Raw genomic sequence first — 21,018 nt, forward strand, 5'->3', positions numbered from 1 at the left:
GAGCGTCACGTGACGGAGCGCTGTCGATCGCGTCCGTTCCGTGATCAAAGCCGGGGGCTCGATCGTCCACGGGCTCCCTGCCCAAGGTCACGGCGCCACGCGTGGACCGGTTCAACTCACCGGGCTTCTTTCGGAAATCACGGCCGCACACCCTCGGCTTCTCCCGGGAGTCGTCGCCGCGCTCCCCCGTCCTCTTTCTGAAGTCGTCGCCGCAAGTCATTGCTGGGCCGGTCGGCGGGAGGATAGCTTCGGCCTGCACCATTCCGTCATGTACCTGCCCGAGCACCATCCGTGTTCGGGCAGCTCCGTTTTCCGGATGATGTGGAGATCCCATGGCTCATCTGCGTTCCAGACACCGTCTCGCCCTCGCCGTGCCGGTCGTTCTGTCGCTCACCGCCTCGCTCGGCTTCCTGCCGGGCGTCGCGACGGCCACACCTCTCAGCACGCCCGCCGTGACGACCGCGGACGGGCCGAACCTCTCGTACGTGGTCAACACGACGACGGACCACCGGACGATCGCATCGGTGAAGAAGGCGATCGCGGCGGCCGGCGGCAGTGTCGTGATCGCGTACGAGCAGATCGGCGTGATCGTCGTCCACTCCGCGAACCCGGACTTCGGCACGCGGATCCGGACGGTGCGCGGAGTGCAGTCGGCCGGTGCCACCCGCACCTCGCCGCTGAAGGCCGCGGGCACGACGGACGAGGGCGCGGCGCAGGTGCTGTCCGCCGCCGAGGCCGCCAAGGTCGCGAAGGCCGCCGACGCGGGCCAGGAGCCTCTCGAGGCCGACCAGTGGGACCTGCGCGCGATAGGCGCCGACAAGGCGGCCACGATCAACCCGGGCAGCAAGAAGGTGACCGTCGCGGTGATCGACGTCGGCGTCGACGACACCCACCCCGACATCGCGCCGAACTTCTCCGCCTCGCAGTCCGCGAACTGTGTGGGCGGCAAGCCGGACACGACGTACGGCTCCTGGCGCCCGGTGGACGCCGACCACTACCACGGCACGCATGTCGCGGGAGAGATCGCGGCGGCCCGCAACGGCGTCGGTGTCGCGGGGGTCGCGCCGGGTGTGAAGGTCTCCGGCATCACCGTCGCCGAGCCCGACTCCACCCAGCTCTTCTACCCGGAGAGCGTCGTGTGCGCCTTCGTGTTCGCCGCCGACCACGGTGTCGAGATCACCAACAACAGCTACTACGTGGACCCGTGGCTGTACAACTGCGTCGACGACCCCGACCAGAAGGCCATCGTCGACGCCGTCAACCGCGCCCAGCTCTACGCCCAGCACAAGGGCACGCTGAACGTCGCCGCGGCGGGCAACTCCAACGACGACCTCGACTCGAACGCGCTCACCGACGCGTCCAGCCCCGACGACTCGACCGCCACCACGCGGACGGTCGACCCGCACAAGTGCTATGACATCCCGACCCAGTTGCCCGGCGTCGTCACGGTCTCCTCGACCGGCGTCAAGGGCGCCAAGTCGTACTTCTCCAGCTATGGGAAGGGTGTCATCGACGTCGCGGCGCCCGGCGGCGACCGCTACCAGATCCCGGACACGCCCTCGGGGAACGGCCGCATCCTCTCCACGCTGCCGAACAACACGTACGGCTTCCTCCAGGGCACCTCGATGGCGACCCCGCACGTCGCCGGTGTGGCCGCGCTCCTGAAGTCCGAGTACCCGTGGGCGTCGCCCGCTCAGCTCCAGCTCCTCCTCAAGGCCGAGGCGGACAACCCGGGTTGCCCGGCCGAGCCGTACGACGGCAACGGTGACGGTGTCGTCGACGCGACCTGCGTGGGCGGCAAGCACGTGAACGGCTTCTACGGATCCGGCATCGTCAACGCCCTGCGGGCGGTCAAGTAGCGCCTGCCGTAACCCCCGTGGCCTCGGCCGCCGCCCTGTGGGGCCGCCGGGGCCACGCGCGGTCGGGGCCGCCTCCCGTATTGATCGCGTCCACACCGCATAGTGCCGGTATGACGCATACACCGATGGCCGCTGTGTGGGAGGAGCTGGGCGGAGACCCGGCGCTGCTCCCCGGGGTTTCGACCGTGGCGCGGGCCGGGGCGCTGGAAGCCGCCCTGCCCGTACGCGCGTTGGCGCGCGCCTGCGTGGGCGCCTGCGCGCTCGCGGCCGCCGAGCTGGGGGCCCGGCGTGCCGGGCTCGCGCGGGTTCCGCGGGTGAGCGTGGACGACGGCGCGGTCGCCACCGCCTTCGTCAGCGAGCGGCATCTGCGGATCGACGGGCGCGCGCCGCTGAACTTCGCGCCGCTGTCGCGGTTCTGGCGGACCGCGGACGGCTGGGTGCGGACGCACGCCAACTATCCGCATCACCGGGCCCGGCTGCTGCACGCGCTGGGCGCGGCGGACGACGCGGGCCCCGAGGACGTGGCCGCCCTGCTCGCCGGGCGCTCCGCGCGCGAGATCGAGGAGACGGTGTACGCCGCCGGCGGCCTCGCCGTCGCCCTGCGCACGTCGAAGGAGTGGGCGGTCCACGCCCAGGGCCTCGCGCTGGCGGAGCGCCCGTTGATCGAGTGGGGCGGGTCCGCCGGGCGGGGCGCACCGGTGGACTCCTCCGCGTCCGCCGGGGAGGACCGACCGGGTGCCCGGCGCGGACGGGGGCTCGGGCCGTTGTCCGGGGGTGGGGTGCTGCTGCCCGCCGCCGGGGTGCGGGTCCTGGATCTGACCCGGGTCATCGCGGGCCCGGTCGCCACCCGCACCCTGGCCCTGCTGGGCGCCGACGTGCTGCGCATCGACGCGCCGCAGCTGCCGGAGGACCCGGACGCCCACGCCGACACCGGCTTCGGCAAGCGCTCGACGCTGCTGGACCTGGCGGCCGACCGCCGTGCCTTCGACGAGTTGCTGGCGTCGGCGGACGTGGTCGTCACCGGGTACCGGCCCGGCGCCCTGGACCGCTTCGGGCTCTCGCCCGGGGCGCTGGCCGAGCGCCGTCCGGGCCTGGTGGTGGCTCAGGTGTCGGCGTGGGGGGCGTACGCGCCCTGGGGCGGACGGCGGGGCTTCGACAGCCTGGTGCAGGTGGCCACCGGGATCGCGGTGGCGGAGGGATCGCCCGAGCGGCCGGGCGCGCTGCCGGCGCAGGCCCTCGACCACGGCACCGGGTATCTGCTGGCGGCGGCGGTCCTGCGGGCGCTGACCGAGCGGGAGGAGCGGGGCCACGGCGCCGTCGTACGGCTGGCGCTGGCCCGCACGGCGATGTGGCTGACGGACGGGATCGGACGGGAGGAGGAACCCGGCACGGTGCCCGGCTCCTCGACGTCCGGCGCGGTGCCGGGCTTCTCGACGTCCGGCGCGGTGCCGGGCTCCTCGGTGTCCGGCGCGGTGCCGGGCTCTTCGGCGTCCGGCGCGGTGCCGGACCCCTCCGCGGGGGAACCGTACGACCGTCCCGACGCCTGGCTGTCGGAGCGGGTCGCCCCCGTCGGCCTGCTCGCCCACGCCCTGCCCCCGGTCACCTTCGCGGGCGGCCCCGCCGACTGGTCACGCCCTCCGGGCCGCTGGGGGACGGACCCGGCCCGCTGGAGCTGAGGGACCGCGGCGCCGGGCGCGATGCCCGCCCGGCGCCCGTGCTCCGCCGGGTCAGGAGGTGACGAGGACCTTCAGCGCGGTGCGCTCGTCCATCGCCTTGTAGCCCTCGGGCACGCCGTCCAGGCCGACGGTCATGTCGAAGACCGGCGACGGGTCGATGGTGCCGTCCAGGACGTCGGGCAGCAGCTCGGGGATGTACGCGCGCACCGGGGCGACCCCGCCGCGCAGGGCGATGTTCCGGTCGAACATGACGCCCAGGTCGAGGCCCGTACCGCTGCCGTGGGGCACCCCGACGAAGCCGATCGCGCCGCCGTCGCGGGTGATGTTCACGGCCGTGCTCATGGACTGCTCGGTGCCGACCGCCTCGACGACGCAGTGCGCGCCCTGGCCACCGGTCAGCTCGCGGACGGCCTCGATGGCCGCCTCGCCGCGCTCGGCGACGACGTCCGTGGCGCCGAAGCGGCGCGCGATGTCGGTGCGGACCTGGTGGCGGCCGAGCGCGATGATCCGGTCGGCGCCGAGCCGCTTGGCGGCCAGGACGGCGCACAGGCCGACGGCCCCGTCACCCACGACGGCGACGGTCGAGCCCTTGACGACACCGGCGCCGAGGGCCGCGTGGTGACCGGTGCCGAGGACGTCGGAGAGCGTCAGCAGCGCGGACAGCAGGTGATCGTCGGAGGCCGCCTCCTTGGGCAGCTGTACGAGGGTGCCGTCGGCGAAGGGGACGCGTACGGCCTCGCCCTGGCCGCCGTCGTAGCCGACCGAGCCCCAGAACCCGCCGTGCACGCACGAGGTGGTGAGCCCGTCACGGCAGTAGTCGCAGACGCCGTCGGACCACATGAAGGGCGCCACGACCAGGTCGCCGCGCCGCACGCCGGCCACCGCGGAGCCCGTCTCCTCGACGATGCCGAGGAACTCGTGCCCGATCCGCTGGCCCGGCTGCCGGGCCGCCTCGCCGCGGTACGCCCACAGGTCGCTGCCGCAGATGCAGGAGCGCAGCACCCGCACGATCGCGTCGGTGGGGAGCTGCACCATGGGCTCGGGCACCTCCTCCACACGCATGTCGAACGGGGCGTGGATGGTGGTGGCGCGCATGGCGAGGATCCTTCTCGTCTGAAGCGTGGGTGAGATGCGCTCAGGGGGTGGTTGAGCGCATCTCACCGTACGCCGCCACGGGCACGCGTCGCGCGCCGAGGGGGTCGAGCACGCCGCGGACCAGCAGGAACTGGGCCGCGATGTACGTGAGCATGATCCAGAAGGCCGCCTTCGGAAGCTGCGGCCAGTCGGCGACGCCGGTGGCGATCAGCGTGTCCGAGAGCATGAAGAGGGCGCCGCCGAGCGCCGCGACGGGCCCGAGGCGCGTGGCGCCGTACGCCATCGCGGTCAGCAGCAGGCTGTAGGCCGCGACGGGGACGCGCAGGCCGGCCGGCAGCCCGGGCCACAGCAGGACGACGAGGGCGACGAGAACGGTGGCGTACGCGAGGACGAGCCGCGCGTCCCGTACGCGTGCCGTCCGGCGGAAGACCACGAGATAGCACACGTGCCCCGCCGCGAAGGAGGCCATGCCGACGAGGAAGGCGGGGTCGGCGTCGGACATGAGCGCCAGGTCGCCGCACCAGCCGAGGAGCAGGGCGGCCAGGAGCGGCCGGGGTGCGCCGCGCACGCCCGCGTGGGCGGCGAGCAACGGCATCAGGAGCGGCTTGGCGATCCGGTGCCCGGGGTCGAATCCGGCGAGCAGCGAGAGGAGGTCGACGGCCGCCGTCAGCGCGAAGCAGACGAGCAGGACGCGTGCGGTGCGGGGGCTCACGCGGCGGTCTCCGCGATCGGGGCCTGAGCGGCGGTCTGTCCTGCCACCGGGGCCTGCGCGGCGGTCTGTCCTGCGGCCGGCGGCGCGGGCTGCCAGCCGGGCCCGCCGAAGAGCCGTCCGGCGCGCTCGCGCCAGGTCGCCGCCGCCCGGACGTCGCGGGCGATGGCGGTGTACTCGTGGGTGGCCACGCGCAGCGGGTTGTACGTGGTGATGTTCTTGGTGAGTCCGTAGACGGGCCGTTCCGTCTCCGCGACGAACGATCCGAAGAGCCGGTCCCAGACGATGAGGATGCCGCCGAAGTTGCGGTCCAGGTAGCCGCCCTGGGAGGCGTGGTGGACGCGGTGGTGGGAGGGCGTGTTGAGGGCGAACTCGAACCAGCGGGGCAGCTTGTCGATGCGCTCGGTGTGGATCCAGAACTGGTAGACGAGGCTCACCGAGGAGCAGAAGGCGAGCACGGCCGGGTGCACCCCGAGGGCGATCATCGGGAGGTAGAAGGGCCACGACGTCAAGCCCGTCCAGGGCTGGCGCAGGGCGGTGGTGAGGTTGAACTTCCTGCTGGAGTGGTGCACGACGTGGCAGGCCCACAGGAGGCGGATCACGTGGTGGCCGCGGTGGGACCAGTAGTAGAAGAAGTCCTGCGCGAGCAGCATCAGCGGGATCGTCCACCACAGGACGGGCACCCGCAGCGGCGTCAGCGCGTAGACCGCGCTGTAGACGGCGACGATCGGGAACTTCCACAGGAAGTCGAAGAACAGACTGCCCAGTCCCATGCCGAGGCTCGTCGCGGCGTCCTTCTTCTCGTACCCCGCGTCGTCCTCGTCCGGATGGATCCGGACGCTGATCATCTCGATCACGGCGAGGAGGATGAAGGCGGGTATCGACAACACCACGACATCCGGCAGGTTCGGCATGGGTGAACCGTAGATGCGCTGGTCGGCCGCGTACAGAGGCTGTTACCAACAAGTATTACCGGCGGTACGCGCTTACTTCTCGGCGACCTCCGCCAAGAACCGTCGCGCGGTCGCCACGAGCCGTCACGAGACGGGCCGGAACCACCACGGAACCGGCCGGAGGCGTCACGCGGCCGGCCCCACGCTCCCCCGCCCACCCGACCGGGCACGGCTTCGGCAAGGCTCCGGCGGGGCGCTCGCCGCGCCCGCACGGACCCCGCGCTCACCACACGCGCACCGAGCCTCCTCTCGCGAACACCGGGCTCGTCGCATCGGCGGGCGGGGTGTCCAGCGGTTCGGCGATCTCGGCCACCGTCGGGCCCGCCTTGGCGGCGATCTCGTCGAGATACGCCAGGTCGAAGCCGTAGACGCGGGCCGCGTTGCCGCCGACCATGGCGGCGACCTCCTCGCGCGGCAGGCCCGCGTACGCGACGCGCAGACCCTCGCGGGTGTAGGGGTGGGTGCCTTCGTCGTGCGGGTAGTCGCTGCCCCACATGATCTTGTCGAGGCCGATGCGGTGGCGCAGCGGCACCTCGTGGGGGCGCATGAAGCTGGCGCCGACGAAGCAGTTCGCGCGCCAGACCTCCCAGGGGCGCTCACCCATCGCCGCGGCCAGGCCCGCGCCGAACTTCGACTCGGCCGTCGCCGCCCGGCCCGCCGCCGCGACCAGCCTTCGGTGGTAGTAGTCCAGCATGTCGAGCACCCCGGGGATCCAGCCCGAGCCCTGCTCGGTCAGCACCAGTCTCAGACCGGGGTGCCGGCGGAACGCGCCGCCGAACACCAGGTGCCACAGGGCGCGGTGCGAGAACCAGGTCGTCTCCACCATGAAGACCGCGCGGGCCGCCGGTTCGTCCCCGAGCGGCGGCGAGGCGGAGCCCGCGTGGTGGTTCACCGGGACGCCCAGCTCGGCGCAGGCCGCCCAGATCGGGTCGTACGCCCGTGAGTACAGCTCGGGCAGGCCCGAACCGGGGGGTGTGCCGGGCAGCAGCAGCCCGCCCTTGAGGCCCGCGCCCGCCGACCGGTGGATCTCCTCGACCGCCGCGTCGACGTCGTTCAGGAGGATCTGGAAGACACCCGCGCGCCGGCCGGGTGCCGCCGCGCAGAAGTCGGCGAGCCAGCGGTTGTGGGCCCGCAGCCCCGCCCAGCGCTCCTCGAACTCCGCCGCCGTCGGGGCCGGTGCCATGAGGGAGGCCGACGGGAAGAACGGCGGGATGGTGTTCGGGAACACCACCTCCGCGACGATGCCGTCCTCCTCCAGCTCCGCGAGCCGCCGCGCGGAGTTCCAGTTCCGGTCGGCGGTCTCGGCGAGCAGGTCCTCGTACGGGTTGACGTAGTCGGTGGCCCAGGCGTCGAAGTCGTCGTGGTACCGGCGCTCCAGATACGGCTTGTAGTCGAGGAGATCGGCGCCCGCGTGGCAGTCGGCGGAGATGACGGTGTAGCGGTCCTCGCCACCGGCGCGGCTCCCGGCGGTCACGGCGTTCTCGGCGGTCATGGGTTCACCCCCAGTACGGGGAAGTCGTGGTCCGTCAGCCAGTGGCGGCCGACCTCGCGCGAGCGCGCCCAGGACGCCTCGACCGCCGCCTGGTCCGCGTCCTGGCCCAGTTCGGCCGGGGTCGGCCCGATCCGCCGAGCCAACGGGGCGAGCGCGCCGACGTCGAAGCCGAACACCTCCGCCGCAGCGAGGCCGAGCATGCGGCGGGTCTCGGCGACCGGGATGTCGTGGAAGGTCCGCGCCAGCCACGCCCGGGTGTCGGGCCAGGTGCCCTCGGGGTGCGGGAAGTCGCTGCCCCAGAGGATGTTGTCGACGCCGATCTCGTAGCGCTGGGCGAGTTCGCGGCGCTTGGTGTTGGTCGCGCAGATGAACACCTGCCGGTCCAGGTACTCGTGCGGCGGCCGCTTCAGCTCCGCGAAGGGGGACAGCTTCTTGCCGCCGTGCGCGCCGAGATACAGCCGGTCCATGAACCACAGCAGGTTGGGCAGCCACCAGCAGCCCGACTCGGCGACGCCGAAGCGGAGTCCCGGGTGCCGCTCGAAGACCCCCGACCAGAGCAGGAACCACAGGGGGCGCGCGGGCCACCAGGTGACCTCGGAGACGTAGATCCCGAGGTGGTCGCCGTACTCGTGGCGTGGCGCGGCGCCGGAGTGGGTGAGCACGGGCATCGAACACTCGGCGGCCGCCGCCCACACGGGGTCGTAACGGCGGTCGTGGTAGGGCTCCTTGTCGACCCACATGGAGGGGATCATCAGCGCGCCGAGGCCCGACTCCTTGGCCCGGTACACCTCGGCGACGACCCGTCCGGTCTCGCCCGTGACCGGCAACAGGGCCACCCCGCAGTGCCGTTCGGGGTGCTCGGAGACGAAGTCGGCGAGCCAGCGGTTGTGGGCCCGGGCGCCCGCCATGCCGAGTTCGGGGTCCTGGTCGCCGGAGAGGCCGAGGCCCACGCCGAACGGGGCCGCGGTGCGGCTGTCCACGGCGTCCGCGTCCGGGAAGACGACCTCGGCCGCCACCCCGTCGCCGTCGAGCTCCTTGAGCCGCTGCGCGGTGTCCCAACCGCCGCGCAGGCCTTCCTCGTTGTCCTGGAACCACTTGTCGGCGAAGGCCTCGTTGCGGATGCCGAGGCGGTTCATCTCCTCGCGGCGCCGGCCCTGGCCCGCGAGGAACTCGTCGAACTCCCGGTGGAAACGGGAGTCCAGATAGGGCCGGTACTCCTCGGTGGGAAGCCCGGCGTGGCAGTCGGAGGAGATGATCAGATACGGGTCCTGTTCGGTCACCGCGCCCCCTCAGTCGAGGATGAAACTTTCCAGGTACGACGGATCGGCCCGCTCGAGCATCGACCGCGACCGCGCCCGGATCTGCCGGTCGCTGTGCTCGCTCTCGGGCAGCAGCCAGAAGCGGCCCGCGCGGATCCCCTCGACGACGAGGTCGGCGACCTCCTCGACGGGGGTGAACCGCACCTCGTTGCCCGCCTCGTTCATCGCGGCCTCCCACTGGGCGAGGCTGCGGTACGGGGTCCTGCGGGGCCGCTCCTTCGCGTACCGCTCGGGCCGGTTGCGGTGCGACTCCCACAGGCCCGTGCGCAGCATGTGCGGCCCGGGGAACAGCACGGAGGCGCCCACGCGCGCGTGCTCCGCCCTCAGATGCGCGTACAGCGACTCGGTCATCGTCACCACGGCCGCCTTGGTCACGGCGTACACGGAGGCGGTGGGCAGCGGGGCGATCCCGCCGTCGCCGGACGAGGTGTTGACGACGTGGCCGGGCTCGCCCCCGGCGAGCATCCGGGGCACGAACGCCTGGACGCCGTGGAAGACACCCCACACGTTGACGGCGAACGCCCACTTCCAGTCGTTCGGGTCGTGCTCCCACATCCGGCCCTCGGCGCCGGAGCCGACACCGGCGTTGTTGCACAGGACGTGCACCGCGCCGTACGTGCCGTACACGTCCTCGGCGAGTGCGAGGACCTCCGAGCGCTCCGAGACGTCGACCACGCGCGCGTGGACGTCGGCGCCGTCCTCGCGCAGCTCGGCGGCGGCCTTGTCCAGCGCGCCCTCCTCGACGTCGGCGAGGACCACCCTCAGGCCGTCCGCCGCGAAGCGCCGGGCCATCGCGAGCCCGATGCCGCTCGCCGCACCGGTGACGACGGCGACCTGTCCCGCGCGCAGTTCCATCAGACGCTCCCCTCGGGCGGACCGTCGAGGATCTGCCGCGGATCGTCGTAGCGCTGGTGGATGTACGGCAGCAGGGCCCGCGCGCTGACGCGTTCGACGACCCGGCCCTTCTGGGCGGTGGTCTTCTCGCCGATGGTGATCTCCAGCAGTCGGCGTACGGGCAGATCGGCGACCGGGTCGTACATGGACTCGCGCAGAACGACGTCCCCGGTGACGCGCTCCAGTCTGCGGACCTTCTCGTCGCGTACGCAGTGCACGAGGACCGGGTCGGCGTCGAATCCCGAACCGTCCACCGCGGGAAGGAACTTGAAGTAGAAGTCGGTCTTCCGCACGGGTTCGGGCAGCGGCAGGGGCCCGCTCACCGCGCCGCGCACCTCGACGAACTCGATGCCGTGCCGGGCGAGCACCGCCCGTACGACGAGCCCGTCGCGCTCGACGGTCACCTCACCGAGCTTCTTGGGCTCCCCGAAGACCTCGCGGCCACCGGTCAGGGCCCGCTCGTGGGTCATCGGCATGACCAGCGGATACCAGCCCTCGACGTCCTCGTGCGCCGCGGCGACGGCGAACGAGCCCGCGCCCAGCGGGTATCCGGCCAGATCGACCTTGCTGATGTTGACCCGCACCAGCGGGCGCGCGGTGGGCTTCAGCGGGGGCGGCAGGACCGCCGCGACCGCGTCCGGATCGCTCTCCCAGACGGCCACGACACCGGTCGACCAGATGTCGGGGAGTCTGGAGCTCGCGGCACGCGCGGCGTCGATCTCCGCCTCGGTCCGCGCGCCGTACCTCACTCGTGCCATGTCCGTACCGCCCTTCGTAGGCGCTACCTGCTGGGGCGCGGAGCACGCTTGCACCGCACGGGCGAAAGGTCCATAGCCATGCGCTCCCGAAGCCCAACGTCCCTTTGCGCGGGCCCCGTTCGGGAGCGAGACGGCCGTCCGTCCCGGGACGCGGAAATAATCGGTGGCCCCGGAGGGCCGCACCTTCCTAGACTCCGCAAGCGCGGGGGCGGCTCCGCAAGCGTGCTTCCTTCTCTCTTTTCTACGACTGCCGTAGCGCGCTCACTCTCCGCCCCCGCCTCACCCACTTCCGATCCCGGGGGATCTCCGCTTGTCCGTACTGTCGTCCGTGCTGCTCCGCCGCCTGCGTACCGTCTACGTCGACCAGGCCGGGCCACGGCCGGGAGACCCGGCGACGACCGAGGGTCTCGTCGCCCTGGAGGCGGAACTGCTCGATCGGGGATTCGCCCCGGCCGCACCGCTGCGCGCCGCGCTCGCCTGGCTCGGCCCCGCCGGGCTCGCCGACGCCGGCACCACCCTGATCCGGCAGATCGACGCGGAACTGGGCGCGGACCGCACCCATATGCCGCTGTTCCGCAGCTTCCCGGCGTCGGTGCCCGACGACACCTTCCGGCTCTACGTCGACCGCGTCTTCACCCTGCTGCTCCAGTGGCCCGCCCAGCCGTGCGTGCTGTGCGGCACGGTCGGCAGCGTGCATCCCGTGTCGCCGTGCGCGCACCTGGTGTGCCGCGTCTGCTGGGACGGCGGCGACTACGCCGGCTGCCCCCTGTGCCACCGCCGGATCGACGGCACGGACCCCTTCCTGAAGCCCGCCCCGCCCCGGCTTGCGCGTGACCTGCCCGTCGGGCCGCTGAAGTTGCTGGCGCTCGGCACCGACCAGCGGGCGGACGCGACGACGGCGCTGCTCCGGCTGCTGGCCCGGCGGACGCCGCTGCCGCCGCAGGACCGGGACGACGTGAAGCTGCTCCTCGGACACGCGCCCACCGGTCTCGGCTGGCTGCCCTCGGACATTCCCGTCCGCGAGACGAAGGCCCTGGTGCTCGGGAGCCTCCTGCTGGACCGGCGCACGCGCGCGGCCGTGCGCCCGCTGCTCGCCGCGCACCTCACCACGGCGACGGACGTGCTGCGGCTGCTCCAGGTGTGGTCGGGCGGCGAGGCCGATCTCGCCGAGCCGCGCCGTCTGCGTTCGCTGCCCCGACCGCTGCGCCGCGAACTGCTCGCCGTGCTCGACGGGTTCGAGGCCGCGTCGCTCGTCGAGGACGTACTGCGGCATCCGCTCGGCTGGAAGCGCGCCGCCGAGATCCTGCACCCGTACGAGCGGCACGAGCGGCATCCGAAGGCCGCCCTCGCCTTCGCCGTGCTGCGCGCCACCGACACCTCGGACACCCCCCTGGGCGAGGCCCTGCTGCGCACCGCGGCCGCGCACCCGGAGGCCGTACGGATCGACGGCACGCGCATCCGGCCCGACTCCTGGGGCGCGCACACCGAACAGGCCCTGCGGGACAAGGACTTCGCCCGCGCGCTCGACCTGCTCGCCCGGCGGCCGGGCGAACTGCTGCGCAGGCTCGACCACCTGCTGCGCCTGAACGACCTGGCGGAGCTGCCCGAGGGGTTCGCCGACACGCTGCGGCGGGTGCTCCCGGGGGCCGGTCCCGGTCCGCTGCTCGCGGCGCTCGGCCGGCTGCGGATCCGTCATCTCCCGGGCGAGCGACGGGTGTTCTTCCCCCGCGGCAGGGTCACACGGTCCTTCACCCTGGACGACACCCGGGCCCCGCTGGCCGAGGCGGTCACCGACGGCGTCCGCGCGCTCCTGGAGGCCGAGGCGGTACGCCGGACGGCGTCGGCCCCGCGCTTCGACCTCGCCGTCCTCGACGCGGACCTCGCGGGCCTGGCCGTCCCCTCCGTCGAGCGGGCGTCCGCGAAGGCGCTGGTCTCCGTGCCGCGCGGCAGCACCCAGCCGCTCCCCGAGGGGCAGGTCCTGCGCCTGTTCCTGCACTGGACGCAGCCCGCGAGGATCCGCGTGGACCTCGACCTGTCCGTCGCGCTGTACGACGAGGACTGGGCGTTCGTCGGTGTGTGCGACTACACCAACCTCGTCCACGGGGAGCGGGCGATCGTCCACTCCGGTGACCTGACCTCGGCCCCGGCGCCCGACGGCGCCACCGAGTACGTGGACCTGGACCTCGCGGCACTCGCCGGGGGCCCGGTGCGCTTCGCGGTGCCCGTCGTGTTCAGCTACAACGACATCGCCTTCGAGGAGCTCCTCGACGCCTTCGCCGGCTTCATGGCCCTGCCCTCGACGGACGGCCGGGACGCCTCGTACGACCCCCGCACGGTGCGTCAGCGCTACGACCTGGAGGGCGACTCGCGCATCCACGTCCCGCTGCTGGTCGACCTGGAGCGCCGCACGTTCCTGTGGACGGACCTGCATCTGCCGTCCTCCGAGGGCTTCCACAGCGTGCACCGGCACGGCGCCGACCTCGGCCGCGTCGGCAGGGACCTGTTCCAGTACTTCACGACCGGCCGGACGACGCTGTGGGACCTGGCGGTGTGGCACGCGGCGGCCCGTACGGACGAGGTCGTGGTGGTCCGGCGGGCACGGTCGGGCGGGGAACTGTGGCACTACACGCGCGGGGAGGGCGAGAGCGCCCCGGCCTTCGCCGCCCGCGTGGGCGCGCTGGCGCCTCCCGAGCGGCGCAGTCCGGCCGAGGACGCGGACGCGCTCGCCGCCGGGGCGGCCGCGAAGAGACACGTCCTGCTCGCCCTGGTGCACGGCGGTGTCGCCCCCGAGGGCGCGAGCGGATCGGTGTACCGGCTGCTGCCCGGCCCGGTCGACGGCTGCGGTCTCGCCCCCCTGACGGCGGGGGACCTGGTGGCGGCGCTGGGCTGAGCGCGTCAACACCGGGACCGGCGGACCCGGTTGCGGCGCCCGCGCGCGCGTGGCCCGTCGGCGGGCCGCCGGGGGTGTCCGATCAGGAAGGCGGGGGCCGGTATGTCAGTCGGGGCCCGTATCCTCATTGACCATGCTCGAAGACCTCACGACCGCAGCGTCCCCTGCCTCCTGGCCGGCCGCGTATCCGCAGGGATACGCGGTCGTCGACGTGGAGACCACAGGACTGGCCCGCGACGACCGGATAATCTCCGCCGCCGTCTACCGGCTGGACGCGCGCGGCGAGGTCGAGGACCACTGGTACACGACGGTCAATCCGGAGCGGGACCCGGGCCCGGTGTGGATCCACGGTCTGACGAGCGAGATGCTCGAAGGCGCGCCGCTCTTCCAGGAGGTGGCCGAGGAGTTCGCCGCCCGGCTCGCGGGGCGGGTGCTGGTCGCGCACAACGCGGTCTTCGACTGGTCGATGATCGCGCGGGAGTACGCCCGCGCGGACCGCGAGGCGCCGGTGCGTCAGCGCCTGTGCACCATCGCCCTCTCCAAGGAGCTGGGGCTGCCGCTGCCCAACCACAAGCTGGAGTCGCTGGCCGCGCACTTCGGTGTCGTGCAGCAGCGGGCGCACCACGCGCTGGACGACGCGCGCGTGCTGGCCGAGGCGTTCCGGCCGAGCCTGCGGGCCGCCGCGGAGGGCGGGGTGCGGCTGCCGCTCCTCGAATGCCTGCCGCTGAAGGAGTGGTCCGACAGCGCCGCGGCCCCGCGGATCGGACGGCAGTCCGGGGGGTACGCGTCCGGCGGCTACCCGTCGGGGAGTTGGCGTCCCTCCCGCAAGCGCCCCGCGTGCCCCTATCCGAACCCCGGGCGGTACACGGCGGACGAACCGCTCAAGCAGGGCATGCGGATCGCGTTCTCCGGGGACACGTCCGTCGACCGCGAACTGCTGGAGGACCGTGCCGTCGAGGCCGGACTGCATGTCGCGACGAGCCTGTCGCGGCTGACCAGTCTGCTGGTGACCAACGACCCGGACTCCGGCACCTCGAAAGTGGTCAAAGCGCGCCAATTCGGAACACCCGTGGTCGACGAGGCCGCGTTCGGGCAGCTCCTGCGGGACGTCGAACCCGCGTCGGAAGGGTGACGGGCGTACGGGTGATTGACGGGCGACTCGCCCCGCGCCCGCTCGATCGCGCCGCCCCGGCACCCCACCCTGTGGCGCATGGCGAGATGCGAAGTATGCGGCAATGACTACGGAATGACCTTCGAGGTGCACGCGCAGGGCGCCGTGCACGTCTTCGACTGCTTCTCCTGCGCGATCCACCGGATGGCCCCGATCTGCGAGCACTGTCGCGTCCAGGTCATCGGCCAGGGCGTCGAGGTCGAGGGCCACTGGTATTGCGGCGCGCACTGCGCCCGCGCGGAGGGGAAGGCGGGGATCGTCGACAAGGTCTGAGCCCTTGCCCGTCCCCCCGGACAGGGCATCGGACGGCCCTCGGCGGGACCCTCCCGTCGGGGGCCGAATCATGCCGAGTACCGTCAATGGGGTGTACCGCTTCCTGTTGACCCGCCAGTGGGTGATCCTCACCCTCGTGGCCCTCGCGCTCATCCCGACGATGATCAAGCTGGGCTTCTGGCAGCTCCACCGGCACGAGCACAAGGTCGCGCTGAACACGGTGATCTCCGACTCGCTCGCCGCGAAGCCGGTTCCCGTGGAGACGGTCACCACACCGGGCCGGCAGATCCGGGACGCCGACCTGTACCGCCGGGTGACCGCGAAGGGCCGCTTCGACACCGCGCACGAAGAGGTCGTCCGCCGCCGCACCAACGCCGACGGCGAGGTCGGCTACCACGTCCTGACCCCGTTCGTCCTGACCGACGGCCGCGTCCTCATGGTCAACCGGGGCTGGGTCCCGGCGGACGGCGCGCAGACCGCCTTCCCGAAGATCCCGGCCCCCGCCCCGGGCGAGATCACCGTCACCGGCCGGCTGATGGCCGACCAGACCACCGCCGAGAGCGGCATCAAGAACGTCCGGGGCCTGCCCGACCGCCAGGTCATGCTGATCAGCAGCGGGCAGGAGGCGCAGCGGCTCGGCAAGGACGTCCTCGGCGGCTACGTCGAGCAGACCGCGCCCGCGCCCGGGGGCGGCTCCCCCGAGCTGATCCCGGACCCCGAGCACAGCGACATCGGCCCCCACATGGCGTACGCGATCCAGTGGTGGCTCTTCTCCGCGGGCGTCCCGTTCGGCTGGGTCGTCCTGGTCCGCCGCGAGCGCCGCGACCGGGCGGAGGCCGCCGCCACGGAGAGCGCTCCGGAGGCGGAACCCGCGGGCGTGTAGACCGGTAGGCGCGTAAACCGGTGGGCGTGTAGACCGGTAGGGCGTACAGCACGTCGGGTGTTCAGCACGTCGGGCCGGTGGACGGGCGGGCCTGTGGACCGGCGCCAGGGAGCCCCCGGCCGCCCGCGGCACGCGCCACCGGCGTCCATGCCACTCTGGCGGCCCGATTGACCGTCACCCCGGTCGGGAACCCGTCCACCGTGCACCGACGCATCGAGGACTACGCGCTCATCGGGGACGAGCAGACCGCCGCTCTGGTGGGCCGCGACGGCTCCGTCGACTGGCTGTGCCTGCCCCGCTTCGACTCCGCGGCCTGCTTCGCGGCCCTGCTCGGCGACGAGGACAACGGTCACTGGCGGATCGCGCCCGAGAACGCCGGCGCGTGCACCCGGCGCGCGTACCGCCCCGACACCCTGGTGCTCGACACCGAGTGGGACACGGACGAGGGCTCGGTCCGGGTGACGGACCTGATGCCGCAGCGCGAGCACGCCCCCGATCTCGTACGCGTCGTCGAAGGCCTCAGCGGCCGGGTCCGGATGCGCAGTCTGCTGCGGCTGCGGTTCGACTACGGCTCGGTCGTGCCGTGGATGCGCCGCTCGGACGGCCACCGGGTCGCGGTCGCGGGCCCGGACTCGGTGTGGCTGCGCAGCGAACCGCCCGTGCACACCTACGGCAAGGACTTCCGCACGCACTCGGAGTTCACCGTGGAAGCGGGCGACAAGGTCGCCTTCGTCCTGACCTGGCACCCCTCGCACCGGCCCCGGCCGCCCCTGTGCGATCCCTTCGAGGCCCTGGAGACCAGCGTCCAGGACTGGAGGGCGTGGGCGGCGCGCTGCCGCTACGACGGGCCGCACCGGGACGCCGTCGTCCGCTCCCTGATCACCCTCAAGGCCCTCACCTACGCGCCGACCGGCGGCATCGTGGCCGCCCCCACCACCTCGCTGCCGGAGGAACTCGGCGGCGTCCGCAACTGGGACTACCGCTACTGCTGGCTGCGCGACTCCACCCTCACCCTCGGCGCGCTCCTGTCGGCCGGCTATCACGAGGAGGCCGAGGCCTGGCGCGACTGGCTGCTGCGCGCGGTCGCCGGCGACCCGGCGGCCCTCCAGATCATGTACGGCCTCTCGGGCGAACGCCGGCTGTCGGAGTACGAGATCCCCTGGCTGTCCGGCTACGCGGACTCCTCGCCCGTCCGCGTCGGCAACAGCGCGGTGGAGCAACTCCAGCTCGACGTGTACGGCGAGGTCATCGACTCGCTGTCGCTCGCCCGGCGCTCGGGCCTGCCGTCCCGGCCCCACATGTGGCGGGTGGAGTGCGCCATGATGGAGTTCCTCCGGGTGGCGTGGCGGCAGCCCGACGAGGGGATCTGGGAGGTGCGCGGCCCGCGCCGGCACTTCGTGTACTCGAAGGTGATGGCCTGGGTGGCCGCCGACCGCGCCGTACGCACCCTGGAGGACGACCCGAGCCTCGACGGCGACATCGAGGGCTGGCGGGCGATGCGCGACGAGGTGCACCGGGAGGTGTGCGAGCGCGGCTTCGACCCCGTCCGGAACACGTTCACGCAGTCCTACGGCTCACCCGAACTGGACGCCTCCCTGCTGCTCATCCCGCGTGTGGGCTTCCTGCCCCCCGACGATCCGCGGGTGGTCGGCACGGTCGACGCGGTCCGCGCGGAACTCGCCCGTGACGGCTTCCTGGTGCGCCGCTACAGCACCACGACGACGGCCGGTGTCGACGGGCTCCCGGGCGACGAGGGCACCTTCGTCGTCTGCTCGTTCTGGCTCGCGGACGCCCTGCATCTGACGGGCCGTACGCGGGAGGCGCGGGAGCTGTTCGAGCGGCTGGTCGGCCTCACCAACGACCTGGGGCTGCTGTCCGAGGAGTACGACCCGGTCGCGGGCCGACAGCTCGGCAACTTCCCCCAGGCCTTCAGCCACATCGGCCTGGTCGTGACCGCCCTCAGCCTGTTCGGCGTCGACGAGACGGTCGGCGGGACGGTCGACGGGACGGGGGAAGCACCGGAGGCCGGTAACCCGGGATAGGGGAGGATGGGGCCATGGATCTTGGACTGAAGGATCGTGTGTACGTCGTCACGGGAGCCACCCGGGGCCTGGGCAACGCCGCCGCGCGCGAACTCGTCGCAGACGGCGCCAGGGTGGTCGTCACCGGACGCGACGAGGAGAGCGCGGCCGGCGCCGCCACCGCGCTCGGCCCGAACGCGGTGGGCGTCGCGGCCGACAACGGCGCCGCCGAGACCCCGGCCCGGCTGATCGCCGGTGCCCGTGAGCACTTCGGCGGCTTCGACGGCATCCTGATCAGCGTCGGCGGACCGCCGCCCGGGTTCGCCGCGGACAACACCGACGAACAGTGGATGGTGGCGTTCGAGTCGGTCTTCCTCGGTGCGGTACGGCTGGCCCGCGCGGCCGCCGAGGAGCTGGGCGAGGGCGGTGTCATCGGCTTCGTGCTCTCCGGCTCGGTGCACGAGCCCATCCCCGGGCTCACCATCTCCAACGGTCTGCGTCCGGGCCTCGCCGGGTTCGCCAAGTCCCTCGCGAACGAGCTGGGTCCGCGCGGCATCCGCGTCGTCGGGCTGCTGCCGTCCCGCATCGACACCGACCGCGTCCGCCAGCTCGACGGTCTGTCCGCCGACCCCGAGGCCACCCGCGCGGCGAACGAGTCCCGCATCCCGTTGCGCCGCTACGGCGCCCCGGAGGAGTTCGGCCGCGCGGCCGCGTTCCTGCTCTCCCCCGCCGCGTCCTACCTGACGGGCATCATGCTCCCGGTGGACGGCGGGACGCGGGGCGGGTTCTAGAACCCCGCGGTACGCCAGAACGCGCGACGCGCTCCGGCCCCCCGGCGGAACGCGACGGGACGCCGAATCGGGCGGCCGGGCACAGCGGGCGCGGCAGGACGCCGGGCGGGTTCCGGACCCCCGGCGAGGCGCTGCGGGAACCGGGCCGGGCACCGCGGAACGCCGGGCAGGGTTCCAGACCTCGGCGGGGCACGCCAGAACGCTGGACGGATCTCCAACCCCCCGGCGGGACACGCCAGAACACCGGGCGGGTTCCGGCCCCCCGGCGAGGCTCTGCGGACACCGGGCCGGGACCCGCGGAACGCCGGGCGAGGGTACGGACCCCCGGTGCTGGCCCCGGCCCGTCACGTCACGCGTTCGGCGCCGTGCTTGACTCCGCGCAGCCGCACCTCCGCCGGGAGCCCGGCGAGGCCGCGCGCCGCGGGACGCCAGGCGGGCTCCAGACCCCCGGCGAGGCGCTGGGGGAACACCGGACGCCGGGCACCACGGAACGCCGGGCGAGGGTCCGGACCCCCGGTGCTGGCCCCCGGCCCGTCACGTCACGCGTTCGGCGCCGTGCTTGACTCCGCGCAGCCGCACCTCCGCCGGGAGCGCGGCGAGGCCGGCCGAGTCGCGTGCGTGCGCGAGCGCCTCCACGGTCAGCAGCCGCAGCGCCTGCCCGGGGTCCACATGCGGTTCCAGCAGGAGCCGCACCCGTGCCTCGGGCAGCGTGCGCCGCCCGGTCAGGTGGACGTCGGCGCGGTCGACACCGCTCAGCCGGGCCGATTCGGCTGCCAGCACGCTCTCCAGGGCCCGTCCGCGCAGCAGCGCCCCTGCCCCGTCACCGGTGTCGACGAGCACGTCGGCGAGCCGTCGGCGCCGTACGACGGCGACCAGCCACCACAGGGCGAGCAGCAGGAGCACGGCGAGCGCGGCGATGACGACGGGCCACCACCAGCCCTGGTCACGCCACTTGGTCCGTTCGGCGGTACTGAGCAGCACGTCGTGCCGCCCGTCGTGGATCCACCACGACGGGGGCCGTACGCCGAGTCCCACGGCGAGCACGGAGCCGCCGAGGACGAGCAGCACGAGCCCGATGAAGCCGATCAGAACGCGGTTGACGATCCGCAGCACGGACCTCACCTCTTCCGTCCGGGGCGCGCGACATGCACCGCCAGGGCGGGCGAACGGGACAGCCCCAGACCCTTGATGCCGTCGGCGAGGGTGGTGTCGAGGTCGGCGCGCACGTCGTCGAGCTCCCGGAAGTGCGACAACGCGCGGACGTCGACCTTCCGGCGCTTCACGCGCACGCGGACCGACTGCACACCGGCGACCTCCATGGCCCGGTCGCGGAGCGCCATCGCGGCGGCGCCCCGGTGCAGTCCGGCGCGGACGTCGGCGTGGGTGCGCCGCATCGGCAGCACGTCCCGCAGTCCCGGGGTGGCGGCGAGGACGATCAGCCAGAGTCCCACCGCGGCGGCGATTCCCGCGCCGATGAGGACCGCGGTGTCGTCGAGCGGCCGTTCGGCGAGCTGTTCGGCCAGCCAGGTCCGCCAGCGCAGCGCGGACCGTCCGGCGCGCACGGCCACGACGTCGTACAGGAAGGCGCCGGCGGCGACGAGGAGCAGGAGCGCGAGGATGCCGGCGGGAACGCGTCGCGCGGACCAGAACCGGCCCTGCCGGCCGTCCTCGTCGTCGGCGGTCCCCAGCGGTTCGTAGGCGGCGGAGGACGCGGACTGTCCGAGGGCGCCCGCGCCGTCCCCCGTCTCCGGCTGCTCCGTCTTCTCCAGTACGGGCATCCCGCGGGTGTCCTCGGAGCCCTGGGGCTCGCTCATTGCGTCCTCCCCTGTGCCGCGCCGGGCCCGGGCGTCAGATGCAGCCGCTCCACCTGGACGGCCACCTCGGGCACTTCCATCCCCGCCAACGCCTCTACCCGCTCGGCGACATGACGACGCACCTCGCCGCACTGGGCCCCGATGTCGGCGGGGTAGCCGAGTTCGAGGCTCACCCGGACCCGGGCGCTGTGCGTCGGGGTGCCGTCCGTGCCGCCGGAGCCCGACGCCTGGCGCCGTACGACGACCGACGCGTGCGGGGGGACGGCGTCGGCGGGCAGCGGAGGCAGTGCCTCCCGTGCCGCCCGCGACGCGATCTTCGCGACGACACGGTCGGCGATGCGGGTGGCGCCCCGTTCGGGCGGCGGGATCCTCGCGATGCCCGGCGTGGTCTCACCGAGCCGGTCGACATGACCTGGCACG

At 73.4% G+C, this 21,018-nt stretch carries 19 protein-coding genes; 8 read left to right on the forward strand and 11 right to left on the reverse strand.

Translation table 11 applies throughout. The features are described 5' to 3' along the window. Window positions 1-332: 332 nt before the first annotated feature. The gene (locus ACIQ7M_RS10960; protein ID WP_355771899.1) at window positions 333-1,859 is read left to right on the forward strand and encodes a S8 family serine peptidase; all 1,527 of its coding nucleotides are present in this window, start codon (window positions 333-335) and stop codon (window positions 1,857-1,859) included. A 110-nt stretch (window positions 1,860-1,969) separates the two neighbouring features. Further along, window positions 1,970-3,535 carry a CoA transferase gene (locus ACIQ7M_RS10965; RefSeq protein WP_403642317.1) on the forward strand — a complete coding sequence of 522 codons (1,566 nt, stop codon included), beginning with the start codon at window positions 1,970-1,972 and terminating at the stop codon, window positions 3,533-3,535. A 51-nt stretch (window positions 3,536-3,586) separates the two neighbouring features. On the opposite strand, the gene ACIQ7M_RS10970 is transcribed toward ACIQ7M_RS10965, so the two are convergent. The 7 genes from ACIQ7M_RS10970 to ACIQ7M_RS11000 all read right to left on the reverse strand — a co-directional run bounded on the left by ACIQ7M_RS10970 (window position 3,587) and on the right by ACIQ7M_RS11000 (window position 10,755). Next, entirely contained in the window at window positions 3,587-4,630 is a 1,044-nt protein-coding gene (locus tag ACIQ7M_RS10970; protein WP_355771905.1) for a zinc-dependent alcohol dehydrogenase family protein, read from the reverse strand. A 40-nt stretch (window positions 4,631-4,670) separates the two neighbouring features. Then, window positions 4,671-5,342 (reverse strand): lysoplasmalogenase, encoded by a 672-nt coding sequence (locus tag ACIQ7M_RS10975; RefSeq protein WP_403642321.1) that lies wholly within the window; start codon window positions 5,340-5,342, stop codon window positions 4,671-4,673. Continuing rightward, window positions 5,339-6,253, reverse strand: coding sequence for a sterol desaturase family protein (locus tag ACIQ7M_RS10980; protein WP_403642324.1), 915 nt, complete (start codon window positions 6,251-6,253; stop codon window positions 5,339-5,341). The genes ACIQ7M_RS10975 and ACIQ7M_RS10980 overlap by 4 nt, the downstream gene beginning before the upstream one ends. Window positions 6,254-6,515: 262 nt before the next feature. Then, window positions 6,516-7,784, reverse strand: a complete 1,269-nt coding sequence (locus tag ACIQ7M_RS10985) for an amidohydrolase family protein (RefSeq protein WP_403642327.1) — start codon at window positions 7,782-7,784, stop codon at window positions 6,516-6,518. After that, entirely contained in the window at window positions 7,781-9,064 is a 1,284-nt protein-coding gene (locus tag ACIQ7M_RS10990; RefSeq protein WP_403642330.1) for an amidohydrolase family protein, read from the reverse strand. Before ACIQ7M_RS10990 ends, ACIQ7M_RS10985 begins: the two co-directional genes overlap by 4 nt. Before the next feature lie 9 nt (window positions 9,065-9,073). Continuing rightward, window positions 9,074-9,958 (reverse strand): SDR family NAD(P)-dependent oxidoreductase, encoded by an 885-nt coding sequence (locus tag ACIQ7M_RS10995; protein ID WP_403642332.1) that lies wholly within the window; start codon window positions 9,956-9,958, stop codon window positions 9,074-9,076. Then, on the reverse strand, window positions 9,958-10,755 hold the full coding sequence (locus ACIQ7M_RS11000; protein WP_403642334.1) for an acetoacetate decarboxylase family protein: 798 nt from the start codon (window positions 10,753-10,755) through the stop codon (window positions 9,958-9,960). The genes ACIQ7M_RS10995 and ACIQ7M_RS11000 overlap by 1 nt, the downstream gene beginning before the upstream one ends. 310 nt (window positions 10,756-11,065) lie before the next feature. Between ACIQ7M_RS11000 and ACIQ7M_RS11005 the strand changes: the two genes are divergently transcribed. From ACIQ7M_RS11005 to ACIQ7M_RS11030, 6 genes are all read left to right on the forward strand, one after another. Beyond that, on the forward strand, window positions 11,066-13,645 hold the full coding sequence (locus ACIQ7M_RS11005; RefSeq protein WP_403642337.1) for an MXAN_6230/SCO0854 family RING domain-containing protein: 2,580 nt from the start codon (window positions 11,066-11,068) through the stop codon (window positions 13,643-13,645). Between the two features lie 133 nt (window positions 13,646-13,778). Further along, entirely contained in the window at window positions 13,779-14,777 is a 999-nt protein-coding gene (locus ACIQ7M_RS11010) for a DEDDh family exonuclease (RefSeq protein ID WP_386984717.1), read from the forward strand. Between the two features lie 78 nt (window positions 14,778-14,855). Beyond that, complete coding sequence (locus ACIQ7M_RS11015) at window positions 14,856-15,089, forward strand: hypothetical protein (RefSeq protein ID WP_078943477.1); 234 nt, start codon at window positions 14,856-14,858, stop codon at window positions 15,087-15,089. Between the two features lie 91 nt (window positions 15,090-15,180). Then, on the forward strand, window positions 15,181-15,972 hold the full coding sequence (locus ACIQ7M_RS11020; RefSeq protein WP_403642340.1) for an SURF1 family protein: 792 nt from the start codon (window positions 15,181-15,183) through the stop codon (window positions 15,970-15,972). Window positions 15,973-16,172: 200 nt separating this feature from the next. Continuing rightward, window positions 16,173-18,014, forward strand: a complete 1,842-nt coding sequence (locus ACIQ7M_RS11025) for a glycoside hydrolase family 15 protein (RefSeq protein WP_403642343.1) — start codon at window positions 16,173-16,175, stop codon at window positions 18,012-18,014. A 14-nt stretch (window positions 18,015-18,028) separates the two neighbouring features. Further along, window positions 18,029-18,784 carry an SDR family oxidoreductase gene (locus ACIQ7M_RS11030; RefSeq protein WP_403642346.1) on the forward strand — a complete coding sequence of 252 codons (756 nt, stop codon included), beginning with the start codon at window positions 18,029-18,031 and terminating at the stop codon, window positions 18,782-18,784. A 344-nt stretch (window positions 18,785-19,128) separates the two neighbouring features. Here the strand turns inward: ACIQ7M_RS11030 and ACIQ7M_RS11035 are convergent, their stop codons facing one another. The 4 genes from ACIQ7M_RS11035 to ACIQ7M_RS11050 all read right to left on the reverse strand — a co-directional run bounded on the left by ACIQ7M_RS11035 (window position 19,129) and on the right by ACIQ7M_RS11050 (window position 21,017). After that, complete coding sequence (locus ACIQ7M_RS11035) at window positions 19,129-19,254, reverse strand: hypothetical protein (protein WP_403642349.1); 126 nt, start codon at window positions 19,252-19,254, stop codon at window positions 19,129-19,131. A 64-nt stretch (window positions 19,255-19,318) separates the two neighbouring features. Continuing rightward, window positions 19,319-19,906 carry an alkaline shock response membrane anchor protein AmaP gene (amaP, locus tag ACIQ7M_RS11040; RefSeq protein ID WP_355772143.1) on the reverse strand — a complete coding sequence of 196 codons (588 nt, stop codon included), beginning with the start codon at window positions 19,904-19,906 and terminating at the stop codon, window positions 19,319-19,321. After that, window positions 19,903-20,598, reverse strand: a complete 696-nt coding sequence (locus tag ACIQ7M_RS11045) for a DUF6286 domain-containing protein (RefSeq protein ID WP_403642353.1) — start codon at window positions 20,596-20,598, stop codon at window positions 19,903-19,905. The genes amaP and ACIQ7M_RS11045 overlap by 4 nt, the downstream gene beginning before the upstream one ends. Continuing rightward, window positions 20,595-21,017, reverse strand: a complete 423-nt coding sequence (locus tag ACIQ7M_RS11050; protein ID WP_355772150.1) for an Asp23/Gls24 family envelope stress response protein — start codon at window positions 21,015-21,017, stop codon at window positions 20,595-20,597. The genes ACIQ7M_RS11045 and ACIQ7M_RS11050 overlap by 4 nt, the downstream gene beginning before the upstream one ends. Window position 21,018 lies beyond the last annotated feature (1 nt).

Origin of the sequence: Streptomyces sp. NPDC096324 (assembly GCF_044763015.1) — a bacterium.
Taxonomy (GTDB): Bacteria; Actinomycetota; Actinomycetes; order Streptomycetales; family Streptomycetaceae; genus Streptomyces.